This window comes from Paenibacillus sp. FSL K6-1230 (assembly GCF_038002385.1).
GTDB classification, from domain to species: Bacteria; Bacillota; Bacilli; order Paenibacillales; family Paenibacillaceae; genus Paenibacillus; species Paenibacillus massiliensis.
The window spans coordinates 1,326,470-1,346,490 of sequence record NZ_JBBOCK010000001.1 but is presented as its reverse complement, the minus strand read 5'-3'; the positions used below and the strand labels follow the sequence as shown (position 1 = coordinate 1,346,490).

Annotated in this window: 20 protein-coding genes and 1 riboswitch; of the genes, 2 read left to right on the top strand and 18 right to left on the bottom strand. The window is 48.2% G+C overall.

The features are described from left to right. Positions 1–3 precede the first annotated feature (3 nt). From MKX74_RS05885 to MKX74_RS05870, 4 genes are all read right to left on the bottom strand, one after another. Entirely contained in the window at positions 4–1,461 is a 1,458-nt protein-coding gene (locus MKX74_RS05885; RefSeq protein ID WP_341177785.1) for a sulfatase-like hydrolase/transferase, read from the bottom strand. An 11-nt stretch (positions 1,462–1,472) separates the two neighbouring features. Continuing rightward, positions 1,473–1,775 (bottom strand): PTS sugar transporter subunit IIB, encoded by a 303-nt coding sequence (locus tag MKX74_RS05880; RefSeq protein WP_018886567.1) that lies wholly within the window; start codon positions 1,773–1,775, stop codon positions 1,473–1,475. Between the two features lies 1 nt (position 1,776). Next, positions 1,777–2,088: a PTS lactose/cellobiose transporter subunit IIA gene (locus tag MKX74_RS05875; protein ID WP_018886568.1), complete on the bottom strand. Its 312-nt coding sequence runs from the start codon at positions 2,086–2,088 to the stop codon at positions 1,777–1,779. Positions 2,089–2,266: 178 nt separating this feature from the next. Further along, a complete protein-coding gene (locus MKX74_RS05870; RefSeq protein WP_341177784.1) occupies positions 2,267–3,589 on the bottom strand; it encodes a PTS sugar transporter subunit IIC in 1,323 nt (440 codons plus the stop codon). Between the two features lie 191 nt (positions 3,590–3,780). Between MKX74_RS05870 and MKX74_RS05865 the strand changes: the two genes are divergently transcribed. Further along, positions 3,781–4,959 (top strand): anaerobic sulfatase maturase, encoded by a 1,179-nt coding sequence (locus MKX74_RS05865; RefSeq protein ID WP_341177783.1) that lies wholly within the window; start codon positions 3,781–3,783, stop codon positions 4,957–4,959. Positions 4,960–5,045: 86 nt separating this feature from the next. Here MKX74_RS05865 and MKX74_RS05860 read toward each other — a convergent pair whose 3' ends face one another. The 7 genes from MKX74_RS05860 to MKX74_RS05830 form a co-directional block, all read right to left on the bottom strand. Then, complete coding sequence (locus MKX74_RS05860) at positions 5,046–5,582, bottom strand: chromate transporter (RefSeq protein WP_341177782.1); 537 nt, start codon at positions 5,580–5,582, stop codon at positions 5,046–5,048. A 12-nt stretch (positions 5,583–5,594) separates the two neighbouring features. Continuing rightward, positions 5,595–6,236, bottom strand: coding sequence for a chromate transporter (locus tag MKX74_RS05855; RefSeq protein ID WP_018886572.1), 642 nt, complete (start codon positions 6,234–6,236; stop codon positions 5,595–5,597). Between the two features lie 263 nt (positions 6,237–6,499). Next, positions 6,500–7,474 carry a formylglycine-generating enzyme family protein gene (locus MKX74_RS05850; protein WP_018886573.1) on the bottom strand — a complete coding sequence of 325 codons (975 nt, stop codon included), beginning with the start codon at positions 7,472–7,474 and terminating at the stop codon, positions 6,500–6,502. 66 nt (positions 7,475–7,540) lie between these two features. Then, a complete protein-coding gene (locus MKX74_RS05845) occupies positions 7,541–8,326 on the bottom strand; it encodes an MBL fold metallo-hydrolase (RefSeq protein ID WP_341177781.1) in 786 nt (261 codons plus the stop codon). A 195-nt stretch (positions 8,327–8,521) separates the two neighbouring features. Next, a complete protein-coding gene (locus MKX74_RS05840) occupies positions 8,522–9,994 on the bottom strand; it encodes a sulfatase-like hydrolase/transferase (RefSeq protein WP_341177780.1) in 1,473 nt (490 codons plus the stop codon). Between the two features lie 45 nt (positions 9,995–10,039). Then, positions 10,040–11,137: a radical SAM/SPASM domain-containing protein gene (locus tag MKX74_RS05835; protein ID WP_341177779.1), complete on the bottom strand. Its 1,098-nt coding sequence runs from the start codon at positions 11,135–11,137 to the stop codon at positions 10,040–10,042. 101 nt (positions 11,138–11,238) lie between these two features. Beyond that, positions 11,239–12,672: a PTS transporter subunit EIIC gene (locus MKX74_RS05830; protein WP_341177778.1), complete on the bottom strand. Its 1,434-nt coding sequence runs from the start codon at positions 12,670–12,672 to the stop codon at positions 11,239–11,241. 184 nt (positions 12,673–12,856) lie between these two features. Here MKX74_RS05830 and MKX74_RS05825 point away from each other — a divergent pair, with 184 nt between their 5' ends. Further along, positions 12,857–13,627 carry a MurR/RpiR family transcriptional regulator gene (locus MKX74_RS05825; RefSeq protein ID WP_341177777.1) on the top strand — a complete coding sequence of 257 codons (771 nt, stop codon included), beginning with the start codon at positions 12,857–12,859 and terminating at the stop codon, positions 13,625–13,627. A gap of 122 nt (positions 13,628–13,749) precedes the next feature. Here the strand turns inward: MKX74_RS05825 and MKX74_RS05820 are convergent, their stop codons facing one another. The 7 genes from MKX74_RS05820 to MKX74_RS05790 form a co-directional block, all read right to left on the bottom strand. Continuing rightward, on the bottom strand, positions 13,750–14,196 hold the full coding sequence (locus MKX74_RS05820) for a hypothetical protein (RefSeq protein ID WP_028589636.1): 447 nt from the start codon (positions 14,194–14,196) through the stop codon (positions 13,750–13,752). 177 nt (positions 14,197–14,373) lie between these two features. Next, positions 14,374–15,033 carry a thiaminase II gene (gene tenA / locus MKX74_RS05815; protein ID WP_341177776.1) on the bottom strand — a complete coding sequence of 220 codons (660 nt, stop codon included), beginning with the start codon at positions 15,031–15,033 and terminating at the stop codon, positions 14,374–14,376. 131 nt (positions 15,034–15,164) lie between these two features. Next, the gene (gene thiE / locus MKX74_RS05810; RefSeq protein WP_341177775.1) at positions 15,165–15,833 is read right to left on the bottom strand and encodes a thiamine phosphate synthase; all 669 of its coding nucleotides are present in this window, start codon (positions 15,831–15,833) and stop codon (positions 15,165–15,167) included. Beyond that, complete coding sequence (gene thiM, locus MKX74_RS05805) at positions 15,811–16,632, bottom strand: hydroxyethylthiazole kinase (protein ID WP_341177774.1); 822 nt, start codon at positions 16,630–16,632, stop codon at positions 15,811–15,813. The genes thiE and thiM overlap by 23 nt, the downstream gene beginning before the upstream one ends. Positions 16,633–16,695: 63 nt before the next feature. Then, a complete protein-coding gene (thiD, locus tag MKX74_RS05800; protein ID WP_018886586.1) occupies positions 16,696–17,493 on the bottom strand; it encodes a bifunctional hydroxymethylpyrimidine kinase/phosphomethylpyrimidine kinase in 798 nt (265 codons plus the stop codon). Positions 17,494–17,603: 110 nt separating this feature from the next. Beyond that, positions 17,604–17,701: riboswitch (TPP riboswitch) on the bottom strand. Positions 17,702–17,830: 129 nt separating this feature from the next. Beyond that, the gene (locus MKX74_RS05795) at positions 17,831–18,901 is read right to left on the bottom strand and encodes a sulfate ABC transporter substrate-binding protein (protein ID WP_341177773.1); all 1,071 of its coding nucleotides are present in this window, start codon (positions 18,899–18,901) and stop codon (positions 17,831–17,833) included. Positions 18,902–18,956: 55 nt separating this feature from the next. Next, a complete protein-coding gene (locus tag MKX74_RS05790) occupies positions 18,957–20,021 on the bottom strand; it encodes a sulfate/molybdate ABC transporter ATP-binding protein (RefSeq protein ID WP_018886588.1) in 1,065 nt (354 codons plus the stop codon).

Genomic DNA, 20,021 nt, shown 5'->3' with positions numbered 1-20,021 from the left:
CCATCAGGTTCTACGATCATATCTGTGTGGGACGACATCGCCCGTCTCGAAGAAATGCTTGAGCATTCGCTCCTTCATGCGTGCAATATCTACGGCATAACGCTCATCATCGATCAGATTATGTCTCTCGTAGGGATCTTCCTGCATGTTATAGAACTCATCCTTCTCATACAGCCTATATACGTACTTGTACTTCTGGTCACGAATCATCATGGCTTTCGTATGCTGAGGCATTTTCTCCTGCTCGACAGTCCTCGCCCAGTATTCATTGCTTGGAGCATGACCTGCATCCTTACAGTGCTCTTCCCCATCAAGGCGACCGCCCTCGGCGAACACCACATCACGAAGCTCTTCTTCTCCTGCCAGCACTCCACGCAAAGACTTGCCAAAATGGGTGTAGGCGGGACGAATGCCTAACAGATCGAGTAAAGTGGCCTGAATATCAATTAGCTCTGTCATAGCCTCCGTCACACGAGGCTTGGCTTCGACCCCTGCTGGTGGTTTGATGATCAGTGGCACCCGTGTCAGCATATCCTCGAAAGTATTCTGGTTTTTCTCAGCTATTTCATAATCGCCTGTATAATCTCCATGATCACTGAAGAAGACTACCATCGTATCATCATACATACCCGCTGCCTTTAGCGTCTCAAGCAATTGGCCAATATATTCATCCAACTCGGTTCCCATCGCATAATAGACTCGCTTCATCTCTTGAAGCTGCTCATCTGTCCACTCGTATAGCTTCTGGTTATTGCGAATCCCCCTTAGAATGGATGGTTTCCCGTCCCATTCTTCTTCGGTAAGTCGAATGGGTGCTGGGACCTCTGCCGGATCAATCTGGCTATACCATTGCTCCTTTACCTGGTAGGGTGGATGCGGCAATGCTAATGCGAGATAAATACAAAACGGCTCATCTGACTGATAGCTCTGCACGAACTTGATAGCGTGTTCGATCTGATTACGGTCTACATGCTCAGCCGACTCCGTAACCCCGTGATAATGTGAGTAATCGTGCTCGACTGCTTGCTCTCCACTTGAAGCCGTCTCCTGTTGTTGACGCGCCTTCAATTCTCTCATCCGCTGGAAGAATGCACGGTACTGGTCATCCCTCGTACTGCAATAATCCTCTACCTCGACATCCTCCCGTAGAAAGTCATTGCGCCCTCCCCAGTACACGTGGTAACCGTCTTCCTTCAAAGTCCGTAATATGTTGGCATCCTCCGGACCCATGAGATGGTGCATCGTGCGGAAGCCCTTTGTATGTGGATACCAGCCTGACAGAAACGAGCTGCGACTTGGTACGCACACAGGAAGCTGACAATAAGCATTGGAGAAGCTAACTCCTTCTCGCGCAAGCTCATCCAGATTAGGGGTCACAGCACCTCCGCAACCCGTATATCCGATGGAATCGGCTCTCCATTGATCAGCAACGACCATGACAATGTTTGGTTTCTTGTTCATCACTGGTCCCTCTAGTCTACGAGCTCGATCGCTCTGGACAGTAGCTTCTCCCCATTGGCAAGCGCATAGATGCGGCTGTCAATGACCTCACATGGCTTGCCCTTCTGATCGCATACCTTCTGTACGGCACGCAGTTTATGACGAATCTGTGGACCAAGAAATACAACATCATACTCATCAATCAATTGCTCCAACTGGTCTACCGCATGGGCCTCCACCTTCCAGTCCGAGCGCTCTGGCCCCATTGCATTTCGAATGCTTTTCTCCAGAATACTAGTCGAAATACCTCCAGCACACACCAATAATATATTCATATTAAAGCACCTCCATAAATTTTTCAGTCATATCCCGTATAGCTAGTGTTGTCATCAGATGATCCTGAGCATGGACCAGCAGCACGGTCATCTCCACCTTCTGCCCACCTGATTCAGCGTGCAGTAGACTGGTCTGACTACGATGTGCCGCCTTGAGTGCCTGATTAGCCTCTTTGAGTAGCTCCTGAATCTTTTCTTCATTGCGTGGCTTAAGATAATCCATCGCCTCCAGCAGGAGAGAACGGGCAAGACCGCTGTTACTAATAATGTCCATACAGATCATTTCTACATTAAACTCTTTTGTCTCAGTCATGGTATTCACCTTCCACATCTTAATAATTGCAGTGCTCTATCTATCTTTCTCTAGCTATCCTCAGTCGCTATACAAATCAATGCATCCCAAGCCATTCAAGTGCCTTCGAATTCGGAGCTCTAATATCTCCTGTTCATCACGAACTTCTCAACCAATGGCTCTGGCTCTACTCACTCCACTATGCAGCTAGCTCCTGCAGCTCTTCGTTGATCATTTTCTTCTCCAGACGCTTGAAGAACGGGAAGTAGATGGCAAGGTCTACCAATATAATGAACAGAGCAACTAATCCGGCCTTGAACGAGGCAGAAGCCGCCATAGCAATCAAGATGACTGGAGTCTGGCTAGGCACATTTAATATAGGAGCATTCAGAATATTGAACCAGTCAAAGGCTGCATAAGTAATGATGGTATTGACCACAGGCACCGTCAGGAACGGCACGAATAATAACGTGTTATAGGTTACAGGGGTACCGAACATCGTCGGCTCGCTGACATTAAAGATTGCCGGGATAATCCCAATCTTCCCAACCTGCTTCAATCCCTTGGATTTACTGAAGAAATTAAGCAACGCCAGTGCGAAAATCCCCGCACCACCGATCATGATGAATCCGAACTGCACCGGTGTGGTGAACACCTTATCGTAAGGAAGACCTGCAGAATAGTTATTTAGATTCGATGCAATATTTTGTAGTTCAATCGGAAGTAAGATCGGCATGACGATACTTCCACCATGAATCCCCATGAACCAGAAGAGGTTGATGAGAAGCATGAAGAATCCGACCATATATACATTATCAAAGTTCGATACCAGCGGACCAAAGATTGCCGTGATCAGCTGTGGAAGACGAATATCAAAGGCCGTTAGCAGTATCCGGTCCAAACCAGCAAATACGATTACCGAAGCGACACCTGGCAAGATGGAGTTAAATGACGTCTGTACATAGCTTGGAACAGAATCCGGGAATTTGAATCCAATATTGCGGCTGTGAAACAATCGAATAATCTCAACAACCACAATCGAGATCAGGATACCGGGAAAGATGCCCGTGGCTCCGAAGTTGCTCATGGCCATCTGTAGCGTAGGAGCATCGTTTACCATCACCGTCTGTGGTTGACCTACGGTCATGAAGTAGATCATAGCACTATTGATTACTGCTCCCGCCTCATTTAGCTTATAATGACGGGCCAGACTGTAGGTAAAACCAAGCGTGAAGGCGATTCCGATAATTCCTGTCGATACATCATTAATAATGCGGAGCCAGGCATTTTCGGCGCCCCACGCTGCCCAGCCTTGCAGCAGAGATGGAACAAAGCCGTCTGACTGCATGACTATCTCTGGAATGGGCGGCTTTCCGATCAATACCGCAAGTGCTCCTACAATCGTGAGTGTAAGCGTACCTAGAATTGCCGTCATAATCGAGCGCAGATAGCGGTTATTGGAGGCCCAATCAGCCGCTGGACTCATGAACTTTTCTATAGATGCCATCATTTTATCAAACATATTCTAGACCCTCCTCTTAGCTGATACTTTAAGTATAAAAAAAATGATAACGCATTCAATTTGAATAATTCCGTTCGAAGTCGGAAAAAAACAAATGAAAAATCGCCCCCACCTGTCCAATTTGCTCACAGTCCCACTTGAGCTATAACGCTTATCATCAGGCTATAACGTTCTAAGACAGGAGCCTAGCTATGAATCGAATCTCGTCACCAGCCGACTCTCCCTATATCAAAGAGTCCAGCCCATCAGCAATACCACAAGCGATTATGTGGAAAACCGTATCCGAACAATGTAACCTGGCATGCAAGTATTGCTACTATAGTCATTGTCAGGGCCAGCTTCGTGGAGGCGTACAACGAATAGCACCGGATTTACTGCAAAAGGTCATTCGCGAAATGATGTCCGCAGCCCGCGGTAACGCGACATTCTTATGGCAGGGGGGTGAGCCGTTGCTTGCAGGTCTTCCATTTTTTGAGCAGATCGTATCCTTCCAAGCCCAGTATGCCCGTCCCCATACGCTGATACACAACGCAATCCAGACCAACGGGACGTTAATTACCCGGCGCTGGGCAGCTTTTTTCAAGAGATATGCCTTTGTCGTAGGGGTCAGCCTGGATGGTCCTCAGCATATTCATGATGTGCAGCGGATCACTTCGTCTGGTGCTGGCACTTACTCGGCTGTGATGAAGGGGGTGCATACTTTGCGCGCAGAAGGCGTAGACCCTAATATACTGATGGTGCTGCACGAGGATCATATTCAGCGTCAGGAGGAGTTGTTCGATTGGATGGACAGGGAGTCATTCCGGCATGTCCAATTCATACCATGTATGAGCTTCACATCGCAGCAGTCCACTACGGACGCCAGTTACGCCATCAGCGCAGAGCAATATGGTACATTCCTGTGCAGAGCCTTTGATTGGTGGTATCGTGGGGGAAGACCTGAAGTCTCTATCAGATTGTTCGAGGACTGGCTACAGCAGATGCTCGGTCTGGAAAGCTCAAGCTGTATTCATGCTTCCAGCTGTCCGAGAGTGTTGGTATTGGATCATCTGGGTAATGCTTATCCGTGCGATTTCTTCATTCAGCCCAGCTTCAAGCTCGGCAATGCCAACACTCAGACATTAGCTGAACTGAACCAGGCTGCTGCCTGGGAATTCTTTCGTCAGGCCAAATCCGATCTTCCTCTATCCTGCAAACGGTGTGAGTACGTTCATTATTGCCGCGGAGGTTGCCCTCGCAACCGTCCTGTATCGGATTCTTCTGCAAGTATAGGTTGTGATTATTTCTGCAAAAGCTACCGCATGCTGTATGCTTACGCCGAGGATCGTATGCGCTTGCTTACTCAGCGGATCTTATCCAGCAAGTTTTAGTTGATACAGCGCTTCTAACAGAAGCAGCACTAATCTCTGCTCTACGAGAAAAGGCTCCCGTTCCACAATGATGTGAGACGGGAACCTTAGAACAACACAATTCCAACTGCAGCAGACAGTAGGATAACTGCAAAAGGATGAAGTCTGTATTTCGCAATCGCGACCAGACAGGCACCACAGATGAATAGCATACCTATCGTATTCCAGCTCATGATGGGCTCCTCAGACACAGCCCCCATTCCAAAATGAATGGCCGCATATACAATCAGACCTGTGACAATGGGCCTCAGTCCATAGAAGGAAGAGTTCATCCAGCGATTATCCTGCAATCTTAAGAAAAAGGCTGCACAGCAGATCACGATAATCAATGAAGGCAATATAATGCCTGCTGTCGCTACAATAGCTCCTAATATCCCAAACTTAGAATAGCCTATCAACGTCGCTGTATTCGTAGCAATAGAGCCAGGTGCCATACCTGCGATTGTCACCATTTCCTGAAACTGACTTGGTTCAATCCAGCCCCGTGCCATGACCTCTCGCTGTATCAGCGTCATTACTGCGTAGCCACCTCCGAACGAGAAGGCTCCTATTTTGAAGAACAACAGAAAAAGCTGCCAAAGCATTATGCATCACCTTCAAATGTAATATTCAGGATAAGTCATGTCCTGCTGCCGTTTGGCAGGTCGTTTCTCAGTTGCCGTGTTCATGCCCAGTGCCGACTTGATGGCAATCACGAGTACACCCACAATCGGGCCACCCAGCACCAGATAGAGTGAATGAACAGAGGTGAAGAGCAATATGGCTACACAAATTCCTGCAATGATGAGCGTAGATATATCAAAAATAGAGGACTTGAACATCTTGAAAGCAGCGATCAGAATTAACGCAACGATTGCTGCATGTACTCCCTTGAGTGCTGCTTCTACTTTGGGGACATCCTTGAACATCATACCAAAAATGCTAAGGCAGAATACGATAACAAACGTCGGTAAAGTAATACCCACGACTGCTATAATAGCTCCGAGCACACCCTTGAGGCGATATCCGATAAAAGTAGCCGCGTTTACCGCCACACCGCCAGGTGCTGAGCCGACCACCGAGATCATATCCGCCATTTCGGAGGGCTGCATCCACTTTTTGTTATCTACAATTTCGCGTTCAATGGCTGCCAGCATGGCATACCCGCCACCGAAGGTAGACGGACCAAGCTTTAGAAATACCATAAACAATTCAAGAAGTGAGGTGTTGTAATCTTTTTTTTGCGTAAGCTGATTCATAGCTTCTCATCCATTCTGGTGATGTCTTAATCATTCTCTAGTAACCCCATTATAGCACGTTTATTTCATTTTGGAATAAAGTAAGATTAAAAAAGCGCATAAAAGGCGAATAAAGCCCTTTAAACTAACCCATAATGCCATAAATCGGAAAGTTAATTCCATTTTGGTATAAATAAAGACTATTCCTATCTTAATGCTATGAAAAAAACACCTTCAGGCTGAGAAGTCTACTCCTCTCGCTCAAAGGTGTGTGTACATCATTCTTAAGCATCGGCCACACAGCGAAAGCCTGTATTGCCAGACGAGCTGTCTGGAGTATTCTTGTTGCGTGCCGCGACGCGATACCTATTGCAGTAAGAATGGTGGCATAAGTATGAGCCTCCTCGCATGGAACGTGCATGGCCTTGGCTTGGTCCCAGGGGATTATGTTGGCTGGATTTTACATGGTAACGTGGGTCGAACCAGTCCGAGCACCATTCCCACACATTGCCGGCCATGTTATACAAGCCATAACCATTCGGCTCAAATGAATGAACAGGAGCTGTACCGATGTAGCCATCCAATGCTTCATTGTGGCTAGGGAACTGTCCCTGCCAAATATTGCACATATGCCGCCCCTCCGGGGTCAGTTCATCCCCCCATGGGTAGCGTGCCTGTTCAAGACCACCACGTCCCGCATATTCCCACTCTGCTTCAGTGGGTAGACGCTTCCCCGCCCACTGACAATATGCCTCGGCATCGTTCCACGATACATGAACTACTGGGTGATCCATTCGTCCCTCGAGATTGGACAACGGCCCCTCAGGCTGGCTCCAATTCGCTCCTTGAATAACATGCCACCAGGGAGTCTGCGGCACACTCGTGGAACGGTCAGCGCGCTGCTCGGAGGTCAACAATAAATGGAATACGAAGGAATTGCCGTATCGCTCGGCCTCGGTCTTATACCCTGTAGCGTTCACAAATGCTGCAAAATCCGCGTTCGTGACAGCATAGGGATCAATATAAAAAGGCGACACGAACACCTCTCTGACCGGTCCTTCTCCATCCTGTGGGAACCCTTCTTCATCCTCAGTTCCCATAAGGAATGATCCCCCTTCCAAGCGAATCATGGAGGCATACTTCTTTTGCTTTTTCGTACAGCAGCTATCCGTTTTATGGGTAATTAATTCCTCCGTCTGCGGCTGTTCTCGTCCGGGTGTACAACAGGAACTCGGCTTCTCTTGATGTTGTTGATCCATTTTAATCATCCTTTGCTCTAGACTCTACTACTTCCTGTGGAGGTTATCCTGAATCTCCTTTTTTTGCTACCTAGCTTTCGCCAAATCAATCGCCAGCCCGGTATGCGCCAGTTGAATACCTGGACTCAGATCGTAGCTCTTACGAAGATCCACATCATGCGACATATGTGTAAATATCGTCCGCTTGGGCTTCAGCTCCTTCAGCAGCTCTACAGCCTCCCACATGTCGTACACCGAGCGCGTCTCGAACGCAGCCAGCTCATGCACAAAGCTCGTCCCCAGCACGAGCAGGTCCAGTCCTGCCAATGGTCTCTTCTCTTCCAGCTTCAGATTGATGGCATCCGAGCAGTACGCCCAGACGTAATCGCCTTTCATCAGACGAAAGGCATAGGAGAATCCATTCTTCCCATGACATACCTTCCAGGAATGAATGTGCCATCCGTTCAGTTCGATATCTCCATCGGTCTCCATGAAATCCATATGGCCACGAAGCCATGGGAACTGCTGTGCAATCGTGAGCAGCACCTCCTGCGGTGCGTACAGCTTGCCACGAATACCTAGCCAACGACAAGCGTCCGCCCATTCTGGAAGACCGCCAATATGATCAAAATGAGCATGTGTGATCAGCATCGTCGAAATCATACGCATGCCCTCTGCTTCCATCTGCTCTCTCCAGTCGGGGCCACAATCAATCATGAATGGCTCTCCGCTACCGTTTATCAATACTGAGGAGCGGCGGCGGCGGTTCAGCCCGGTACTACGAGCCTCCTGACAGACCCCGCAATCGCAGTACACACGTGGAACCCCCATAGCATCACCTGTCCCCAGAAAAATAAGCTGATCGTGATTCATCGTACAAGCCCCTCTCTATGTCTCATCCTGCTTCTACGATGATTCTAAGCCTCCTTGATTTTTTTTGCAAAAAAAAAGCCGCTAAGCGCCGCTGGAACATTTCAGCTGACCCTTAGCGACAATCTTTTATGAATGCAAGCTTATAGAGGAGTTCCCTCTGTATGAAACGAATTTATTCGTACAAGAGCTACATATTTATTGCCTTAGACCAAGACGTTCGAACTCTTCCTCAGGGGCTGCTATTTCCTTCATTTTCCGGATCAGCTTTTCAATCATTTGTTGCTCCAGGTCAGGCTCCTGTAACGGATGCTCCTGATTCGGGTCCTGCTCCATATCGAACAATAAATGTCCGATTTGATAAGAATTAATGTAATTAGGCACTGATAATTGCAGGACTGGCATGCCATTGCTGAAGCGATTCCCCTCCACCAGCTTGATCTGGGACAGGGATTGATCGTCGAAGAACCCTCTCATTCGTGTTACGGCCAGAGTCTGATTAATAAGCGGACCATTATCTGGCCTTACAGAGCTACGCATATACAGATATCTCCCATCATAAATGCTGACATGCCCACCGTTGACTCCGAATAATATTTCCGCATGCTGCTTCTCTTCCCTGATCATAGATAGCAAGGATGTGCCATCACGATCATAGCTATCCTCGACATTGAAATAGTCTAACAGTGTAGGGGCAAGATCAATAGTCTGGCACACCCCGTCATAGACGTATCCGTCATAGTTCGCTTCACCAGGAATGTGCATGAAGAACGGTAGATGAATAATCTCTTCATACATCGGCGCTATATTTTTGCCTAGCCAGTCATGCTCTCCCAGCAGGAAGCCGTGATCCGTATTGATGATGACCAGCGTGTCGTCCCACATGTTGTGCTCATCCATAAAATCCAACACTCTGCCGAGATGATGATCGCACATCGTTAGCAATGCAGCGTACTCTTTTCGCATCGCTTCTACCTGTTCTTGATTGCTGCTCTCATCAATTCTTTGATATTTAGGCCAGAATGGAATATCCTTGTCCCCACTACATGCGTACATCTCTCGATACTTCTCAGGGACATAGAAAGGCTCGTGCGGATCGAAGCATTCAATCTGCAGCAGCCACTGATCCTGATCATGATGCTGTGCCAGGAAATCCAGTCCCGCCTGAATCGTCTGTACACTTGACATATCCTCTTCAGTCAACTGCTGTGTTCTATTGGCATAATGCTGAATGGCCGACACTCCTTCTTTATTCAATGGATGATGGTTGTCCGTTGGCAAGGCCTGACTACGTGGAACCCAACGATCCCCTTCCTGCCCCCGAAAGCCTTCCCAGGTCGAATAACGATTGTGATAGGTCGCTCCCCCGTCCTCAAAATAATGAGAATGATCCGTCACTAGATGGCAGTATACTCCCTTTTCCTGTAATCGCTCGAACACGGAATTGTCGAAGCTTTCAAGTGGACCCCAGCCTCGGTGCAAGAAGTTGTATCTGCCAGTCTGTAGCTCTCTTCTGGCTGGCATGCAGGGCATGCTCCCACCATAGAAATTGCCGAAGGTCGTTGTCTTGTCACGCAAACGCTCAAAGTTAGGTGCTTTAACCCATTCATTCCCATAGTTCGGTAAATAGCTGCGTGTGAGGGTATCAAACATAATCATAATGGCTCTCATGTCATCACAATCCTTTATTATTACTCTTATATATTTAACTTGCCATCAAGCGCCGACAAGCCGTAGCAGTCTTGCTAGATACTGATCCAAAAAGTCCTGATAACCGCAATAAGATTCCTTGTCGTTAACATAGCAGGCTTCCTTCATTCGTTTGCAGCCCCCATTGCACATCTCCTTATGAGTACATGCCGTGCAATATTTCGATAAGGGCGGCTTATCTTGAATAAAGCATCCTGCTTGCTGCGATCTCGCCATCTCACTGAGCCTGTGCTCCGTGATATTTCCAATACACCATTCATCCAGCACGAAGAAATCACATGGATATACACTACCATCAGCTTCTATAACATACTGCAGCTGGCACTGACCTATCATGCCGCAGGTGCCGACTGTGCCGTTCGCGAATAGCTGCAAATGATGATCAAAAAAGCTCACATGCAAGTAGTTGCCCTTTCGAAATTCCTGCTCCCATAACGGGTACAATCCTTTGTAGAAGGAGGCAAATCTCTCGGGTGTCAGGGCGTACACCGATCTATCTCGTGAATCCAGCTCATTGAGACAAGGGATCAACTGTATATAACGAATCTGATGCTCCAGCAAAAAGTTAAATACCTGTCGCGGATGTCTTGCCAACGGATTCGTCAGCACGCATAGCACGTTATATTCAATGGCATGAGCATCTAGCCGCTTCTTGGCAGCCATGACCCTGGTATACGTTCCCTGCTTCCTTGCATCCTTACGATATTGATCATGAGAGTCCTTCCCGCCATCCATGGACAGACCCACTAGAAATTTATGCTCCTTGAACAGCTTGCACCACTGATCATCCAGCAGCGTCCCATTGGTCTGAATTCCATAATGAACGACTTGCCTGTCTTGCTTGTGCGCCACATAGCTTGTAAAAGCCTTGAAATAATCCAGACCTGCCAAGGTCGGCTCCCCGCCTTGAAAGTTAAAGGTTACATGATCATATGCCTCAAGATCCATAAACACATGATCCAGCATGCTCTCCATAACCTCAATGTTCATTTGGCCAAAGGAGGTGCACGCTCTCTTCTCACTCACATCGGCATAGAAGCAGTACTCACAGCGCAAATTGCATGCTGAAGAAGCTGGCTTGATCAGTACAGATATATGCTTCACGAGCTTCACCTCCTTTGGTTACCCCTATGTGCGATTTATGCAATCGCCTGCGTACCTCTGTATAATGCTCCTGTTTGTTGACGCCGTAGTGGTCTTGCTGATTATTTAATAGCGTTAACACTCTTGCTGTCGTTCCAGAAGAAGAAGGTTAGCAGGAATGCAATAATGAAGGCAATCGTAATGCCAATGACTGCACCATAGAAGCCCATGTCAAAAACACCGTTGTTAATATAGTTAGGCAGAGCCAGAATACCCATACCGCCTACAACGTAGGCTTTGGAGCCCAAGAAGCCCATCAAGCCTCCACAGGCAGAAGCCCCTACAAGCGTAAAAATAAAGGGATACTTGTTCGGTAATGTGATCCCGTATATGGCAGGCTCCGAGATTCCAAAAATCCCAGTGGCGAAGCATGGAACGCACAGTGTCTTCAGCTTGGAGTTCTTGGTTCTCAGGAAGACCCCAAGCACAGCCCCCAATGTCGCAAATGGCGTACCCAGCATTAATGCCAGTACGGGATCAAAACCAAATTGTGCGATGGTAATCAGGGCAATCGGAATCATTCCCCAATGCAGACCGAACATTACAAGCACCTGCCACAGTCCGCCGATGAACATCCCCGCCAGTGTTGGGTTCAGATCATAGGCACCTTTGGCCAAAAAGCCCAGAATAGCGCCCAGCCAAGTGGCGACGGGACCGATCACAGCAAAAGTCAGCGGAATAACAATTAGCAAGGTGAGGAATGGTACCATAAACATTTGGATGACTCTAGGTAGCTTGCTCTTCAGCCATTTTTCTACCTTGGCGGCAAAGAAGATGGCTATGATCGACGGAATCACCGACTGTGCATATTTCATAAGAAGGATTGGTATGCCGAATACTTCAAAATAGACAGGCGCCTGAAACACGGTTCCTTCGAATAAGGTATAGATCGGCTGGCCTCCACTAAGTAAGGACGTTAGACCTGGATAGACCAGCGAGGCGCCAATGATAATTCCTAGAATCGGAGACAGCCCAAATTTATTAGCTGAAGTGTAAGCGAGAACGACTGGGAAGAAGTAGAAGAAGGTGTCACCGATCGCCCACAGCATAATATAAAGCCCAGATTGAGCAGTAACAGCCTGCGTAGCCAACAAGATAGCCGCCAGACCTTTAGCCATACCCGATGCTGCGAGAAGACCCAGAGCTGGAGTGAATACTCCTGAGACCACGTCGATAAATCGGTCAAGCACTTTGGCCTTCTTTGCTGGCTTTGGCTCTGCCCGGACTTCCGCAGCAGCTGTCGAGCTCCCTTGCTGGTTCACTTTTTCAACCTCTTTATACACCTCCGCTACATGAGGTCCAATGACGACCTGGAATTGGCCACCACTTTTAACCACGGTTACGACTCCTTCTAATTCCTTGAGCGCCTCTGCTTCTGCTTGTCCTTCGTCATGCAATTTGAATCTTAGACGGGTCGCACAATGCTCCAGACTCGATACATTGCCCGGTCCGCCTACCTTCTTCATGATTTCCTGCGCTAACTTCTGATAGCTCATATCTTAGATCCCCTCCCATAGCTGCAAGTGCCACTAATGCTGTATGTCCGGACTATTGCATTAAAGCAAGCGCTTACGATAAACTCAGTATACATTCGACCTCCGACAAAAAATACGCTTTCAGAGCACCTTGGGAAGATGTCCACCATTCAGAAAATAACTGGAAATGAAAGGATGAATTCAGATGAAATTCGAACATATACTGGAAAAAAACCATGCAAAACTTAATGAACTGGACCAACAAATTGCATCTTTTATTTTGAATCATAAAGCAGAAATTCCAAAGCTGAGCATCGTGGAGCTAGCTGAAAAAAGCTATACCTCGAAGTCTTCCATATTTCGCTTTGTACAAAGGCTGGGATTCTCAGGCTATTCGGAATTCAAATACCTGATTGAGTGGGACAACCATGAACTCGGTACAGCTCAGAACATTTCGATTGAAGTTGTGGGGCAGCAGCTAATTCATATATTGAATAAAGTAAAGCAGACAGATCTGCCAAAGCTGTATAGCCGATTGTCCAGCAGCAAGCGAATTTATTTGCTATCTACCGGACTCACACAGCAGCTGCAAGCTCAGGTGCTGCAACGTAACTTCCTCAAGATCGGCATCAGTATGAGCTTGATCCCATTAGATATCGGAACACATTTAACCAGCGCGGTCGTTGAGAAGTTGGAGTCTGAGGATTTGCTAATTGTGTTCTCCTACTCTGGTGAGAATCTAGCACTCAAGGAAGCACTAACGATACCTTTACTTAAGAAGATTCCCGTGATCTCCATTACCAATACCCAGCAGAACTGGCTGAGTCAGCAATCCGATTTCCATATCTCAACCTATATCGAGGATTTCAGGGAGACTAATCATTTCACCTCCAGCTTCGTACACAATATTATTGATTTTATTACCTATGAATTCGAACAATATCATAAGGAAAAAATGAGTCAAAGGTTGCAATGAACGACTGAAATTGAACAACCGACTTTCATGCAATGCAAAAAAGCCCTGTACCCCAATTGCTGTGGTAACAGAGCTCTTTGTTTATTTCCCCTATAAATACGTCCCTTGCTCAGGGCTAATGATCAGGCCAGTGCTCGAAGCTTGAGCGTCAGCTCTACGCCTTTGTCCGCCTCATTGGTGTCCGTTACAACCCAGTTTGCAGCCAGTCGTTGCTCCAGTACCTCAGCTTGCTCCTTGCTCAGCAGCAGACCTGAAATAACGCCCTCTCCAACGGTAAAATCGACGTCAGGCTGCAAGCCGAACCGCTTGGAGATCCAGATGCCGAGTCCCCCACGTGTATTGAAGGTGATCCGATATCCCTCCGTGACTGCTGTCTCCAGCTCCTCCCCGTGCTCCTTCGCATAGGTGAACAGATCGGTATAGCTCAGGTCTTCATCAGCGACGGCGTCAAAGGCTGCGGTGTCTTCCGCACGAATCGCCTGAAGTAATGCTTCCTCAGACATGCCGCGCTGGCGGGCATTTTCCAGACGGATGGCTGTAAATTGAGATATTTTAACAACAGTACTCATGCATTCGTTCCCCTTACATCCTTAACTAATGCAGCAGCCATTCTACTGCCTCATCTTCCTTATCTTACTTCCAGTCACATTAGCTTGGCAATGACGAAGCCGAAACTCCTTTTTTCGGTGACCATTTTTTACCTATACCTATAACTGTGCCTTTTCCTGGTTGAAGCGTTAGCAAACTCAACGTTCAAGCCTCCATGCCATCTCCCAAAAATCAAGCTCAAACCGACTACACATCACGAAAATATCCTCCATCCGTTGGTAAACTTCCTCGCTACAGCCTTCTAATAGCTTGTCCGTTAACGTCACAAGGGATTGATTGTTCTCATTATACTCCGAGGATGCATATCCTTTTATCCACTCACCGTAAAATGCATGATCAGCTGCGCCAGGCTTTCGGGCAAGAGCTTGGCCAATCTCTGCATAACTCCATGAGCATGCTAATATGGATACGAGCACCTCTGCTACGCCACCAGCATGTGAGACAGAGAGCATATAATGGGTATAGGCTGCATTTTTCAGTGCTGGTTGTACCTGAAAAACCTGATCCTCCGTAATTCCTAACCGCTGCATATAAGAACGATGAATTTTCATTTCACCATTGAGAATGTTGTCTACTTTTTTACTAAAGAACTGCATTAATTTGGGGTCCTGCGACTTGACGATCCCTAGTGCAAATACACGGGCATACTCGAACAGATATGAGTAGTCTTGTAACAAATAATAGCGAAATTGCTCTACAACTAAGGAGCCGTCCCCAATCCCTGTAACAAAGGGATGCTGTAGACATTCCTTCCACACAGGCTGTGCCGCCTGGTATAGTCGTTCTGTAATAGTCATCAGGTGTTCCTCCAATCCATAATGTAGGTATGATGATGTAGGGTATGATGCATGTACAATGTACGAATCATGTATATATCTTATTGAGCATCCATCAAGCCATCCCTCCCGTGACTAGGAAGCAGCATGGCTTAGCTGCGCTGTGAGATCATTTGCTGTGCTAGCTGTAGTAAATGTGCAGTGGCTGCGCCTGGATGTGGCTGTGCAAATATAGCAGAAATGATTGCGACACCATCTACCCCACTGCGCGAGAGCTGTAGCACATTCGTGTCATCAATGCCCCCAATAGCAACGACAGGGATGCTTACGGCATCTACAATTTCTTGTACGTCAGCAATGCTTAAATACTCTGCATCGTTTTTGGTAGTGGTGTTAAACACAGCTCCGACCCCGATATAATCAGCTCCTGCTGCTTCTGCATCCTTTGCGCTAGCTACTCCATTGGCGGAAATGCCAAGAATTTTATCTGGGCCGATCAAGGACCGAACATCCTTCCCTACAATATCGGATTGCCCCACATGAACACCATCTGCCCCGCATTCCAGGGCGACTTCAATATTGTCGTTGACTACAAAGGGAATATGATATTGCTGTGCAAGGCGGCGTAGTTCAATCGCTTCTGCCAAAAATTCCTTGAAGGGCAGCTCCTTCTCACGCAATTGCAGAAAGGTTGCACCATTCTGGAGCACCTCTTCGGTCACTAGTGCTAAGGAACGGCCTTGCAGCCATCGTCGATCTGTAATGGCATACAGCAGCATGGATGATCGCAGAGCTTGCTTAGACCATTTCAATGCGAGCACCCCGATCCAGCACCTGTTCCGTCAGATTAAACATGGCATCAATAAGGTCTGTTCTAAAGCTTGCATTGCCGGTTCCATTTTCCAGACGACGCGCATCTGCTAGCTCACCAGATAGACCCATGGCGGCCATCGCAGCTACCGTTGCCTCAAAATTAGATTCCGATGCGCCTGCGCAGAATGCTCCAATCAAGGACGTAAGCATACAACCGCTGCCCGTGATCCGTGCCATCGTTGCACAGCCGTTATGAACTATGGCATGCTGTGATCCATCGGTTACGATATCCATTGCACCGGATATGGCAATAACACTTCCTGTTTTTTGAGCAAGCATACTGGCGACATCCACTGCTTGAGGAAGATTTTCCTTGGTCACTTGATCGAGTGTACTCACATCTACGCCACTACCCAGCTTTTTTCCAAAGGCGATCGCTTTAATCTCCGAGGCGTTGCCACGTATGGCGGTAAACTGTATTTCGTTCATAAGCTGATGTACAGCATCTAATCTTAAAGATGTACCTCCTGCCGCAACAGGGTCCAGTATGACAGGACGTTGAAGACGATTCGCTTCTTTACCAGCCACCAGCATCGCTTCCAGATCCTCAAGCGTCCCCATATTAAGGACCAGCGCATTGGCCGCAGCCACCAGCTCTGCGACCTCATGCTTGTTGTGAGACATGATGGGGGAAGCTCCGGCAGCCAGAAGAATATTTGCACAATCGTTAACGGTTACATAATTCGTAATACAATGTACTAATGGATTGTTGCTTCGTACAGGAGTGAGGTACTGGGATGGATTCATTGCTATGGCTCCTTTCGTTTATCAATTTTTTGTATCCATTTTGTGATTCGATAGGATATGTGCTTATTTACTGCCACCCTCTGCAATAGCATAGTTATGGTGCAAAGGCCCATTGCCTGCTCCTAGATTCAGACCCGCATGCAAGCAGGCGGTGATGTACGTCTTGGCACGGTCGAAAGCCTCCGGAAGGCTGTGTCCCATGGCTAAAAAGCTTGCAATTGCAGAAGACAGCGTACAGCCCGTGCCGTGAGTATTGATATTTTCTATTCGTTTTGCCCTATACCAGTAAGACTCGCCATCCATCATGAGAAGGTCATCAGCATCCACTAGACTATGCCCCCCTTTCAGGGCAACTGCACCTGTGAGCTTGCATCCGATCGTGTCAGCTGCCCTAAGCATGTCCTCCTTCGTGTTAATCTCGAAGCCACACAATTGCTCTCCCTCTTTCAGATTCGGGGTAATCACTTCTGCCAAGGGGAATAGCTCCTCTTTTAACGCGGTGAGTGCATCATTTTGCAACAATACACTTCCACTTGTTGAGACCATGACGGGATCTACAACAATATGCTCTGCCTGATATTGCCGTAATTTAGCTGCGATGGAGCGGATAATAGCGGCATTGGATACCATACCAATTTTGACAGCATCGGGTCTTATATCTGTAAAAACACAGTCTAACTGCTGCCCAACAAACTCCGGTTCAGACTCAAAAATTCCAACTACACCTGTCGTGTTTTGGGCTGTCAGCGCTGTAATGACACTCATCCCATATACGCCCAAGCAGGTCATCGTTTTTAAGTCTGCCTGTATTCCTGCGCCACCACTGGGGTCAGAGCCAGCAATGGTCAATACAGTTTTCATATGTGTTAGTCTCCTTTCCATGTTCAATGACAAAAAAAAGCGAAACATCCGTAGGACGTTTCGCTGACAAAATAAACTAGTACAATGGTATAGCACGAGCTAACCATGTATAGCATTCTATCGTTGCGTCCCTACGTTGGCATTATCCAAATCAGGTAAGGTCGGTGTAACACCCTCTCAGCCGGTTAAGGCTCCCTTGCAAACGGTAGTATTCAATTATGATCTTAGATGTTCAATATGTCCGAAGTTGAAGTGAGTCTAGTATATCAACAGCTATTTAATATAGTCAATGCAGATTTGACCCTGAGTAGCCCCTGATTGGGGAACTGGGGAACTGCTACAGACCAGCAAGCACCTGATACCATACTCCACGCTTCGAGTACAGTGTTTCGCGCACGGCATCCCAGCCGCCCAAATATTCGATGTCGAACAGGTCCACCGGGTCAGGGAATCGCTCTTTCTCAGCTGCTAGCACCTGCTCATTAACCGAACGAAAACCATGCTTCGCGAAGATCCGTTGCGCCTCATCTGACTGCAAATAGTCAAGAAGTGCCTCGGCAGCTTCACGACTCCCGTGCTTCTCCACATTGGCATCGACAATCGCTGCCGGATTCTCAATACGGATTGTGTCGCGTGGAATGATCACCTCGTATTTTACGCCCTTGGCGATGCGAGCCAGCAGTTCGTTCTCATAGGTAATAATGACGTCGCCTACACCGTATTCAAAAGCCGCCATCGATGCCCGTCCGCTCTTGTCCAGGGACTCCACATTGCGGTGCACATCGACCAGGAATTGCTTGGCTGCGGCGGGACTTTTCTCCCCTTGACGTTCGGACATCTTGAGCCCGGCACCATAGAGCGCATTAATATCCCACTGTGCTCCTCCTGACGTCTTCGGATTAGGGTATAGCACCTTCACACCTGGCTTCGTCAGGTCCGGAAAATCACGAATACCGAGCGGATTGCCTTCCCGCACTCCCATGACAACAATTGAGCGAGTAACCATTCCACCGTATGGCCGTTCCTTCCAGGAGGGAGCAACTAGCCCTGCATCAACGAGCTTTTGCACGTCACCTTCCATAGCCAGCAGCGTTACGTCTGCCTCAAAGCCACCAGCAATCGCCCGTGCCTGTGTACCAGAGGCCTCGTAAGATTCCTGAAAGCGAATCGTCTGCCCGGTCTTCTCCTTGTACTCCTCACGAAAGCGTGGCAGAAGGTCTGCCATCGCATCCTTAACCACGCTATAGGCACCAATGACCAGCGTAACATCAGCCGTATCCCCAGGCGTAGGCTGATCACTGACAGAATCAGACTCTGCCGCTGTACAGGCCGACAAAACCCCCAGGCATAGCAGACAGAACAGTGCAGCCCCTATATGGCGAGTGTATCCAACCAGCTTCCTTCTCATGGCACAGACTCCTTGCTGTTCATCTCAGTTACACAATCATCCCATACATGTTCTATTAGATCATAATCGGCATCGGATCTTCCTTCAGCCTGTTCTCAACCATCCAGCTGCCTTCTTCATTGAATAAATACGCCCGGTGAATGAGTACACGCACATTCTGACCTGGTGTGAGTGTCTCCTTCTCCAGCGAACGATAGGTAATCAGACGCTGGCCCTTGATCTCGACCTCAACCATCCATTCACTCCCGCGAAAATGAAGCTGATGAACCGTACCTTCTTCTGTCGCGGAGCGCAGTGTGAACTCGTGATCCAGCCCCATCTCGATATACTCGGGACGAATTAGCGCCTTGATCCCGGCTCCTGCGGCTTCCTCGAAGCCCCTGAGCGCTGACGCCTCCTCCACGATGGTCGATTCGCCAATGAAGGAAGCAACGAACGGCGTGCCTGGATTTTTGTAAATATCCCAAGGTGTTCCCTTTTGCTCCAGTCTGCCCTGGTTAATAATCATGATCTCATCCGCCACCTCGATGGCCTCATCCTGGTCATGTGTCACAAATATCGACGTGATCCCTACCCGCTCAATCAGCTCCCGCAGCCATGTACGCAGCTCCTGCCGGATCTTTGCATCAATCGCGGCGAACGGCTCATCCAGCAGCAATAGCTGAGGCTCCGGCGCCAATGCACGCGCAAAGGCCACACGCTGACGCTGGCCGCCAGACAATTGATGAGGGTAGCGATGCTCGAAGCCTGCGAGGCCCGTTAGCTCCACCAGCTCTGTGACACGCTCCTTGATCTGTGCCTTGGACAGCTTCTTCACCTTCAAGCCGAAGGCTATGTTATCGTAGACGGACATGTGCTTGAAGAGTGCATAATTCTGAAAAACAAAGCCGATACCACGCTCCTGCGGAGGCAGCTCGTTCACCCGTTGTCCGTGAAACACAATCTCCCCGGTATCCGGCGTCTCCAGCCCGGCAAGCATTCGCAGGATCGAAGTCTTTCCTCCGCCGCTGGGGCCGAGCAGACCAATGAGATGACCTTTACGAATCTCGAATGACACATCCTTCACGGCGTGAAACTGTCCAAAATGCTTGTTGAGCTGACGAACCTCCACATGCTGCAT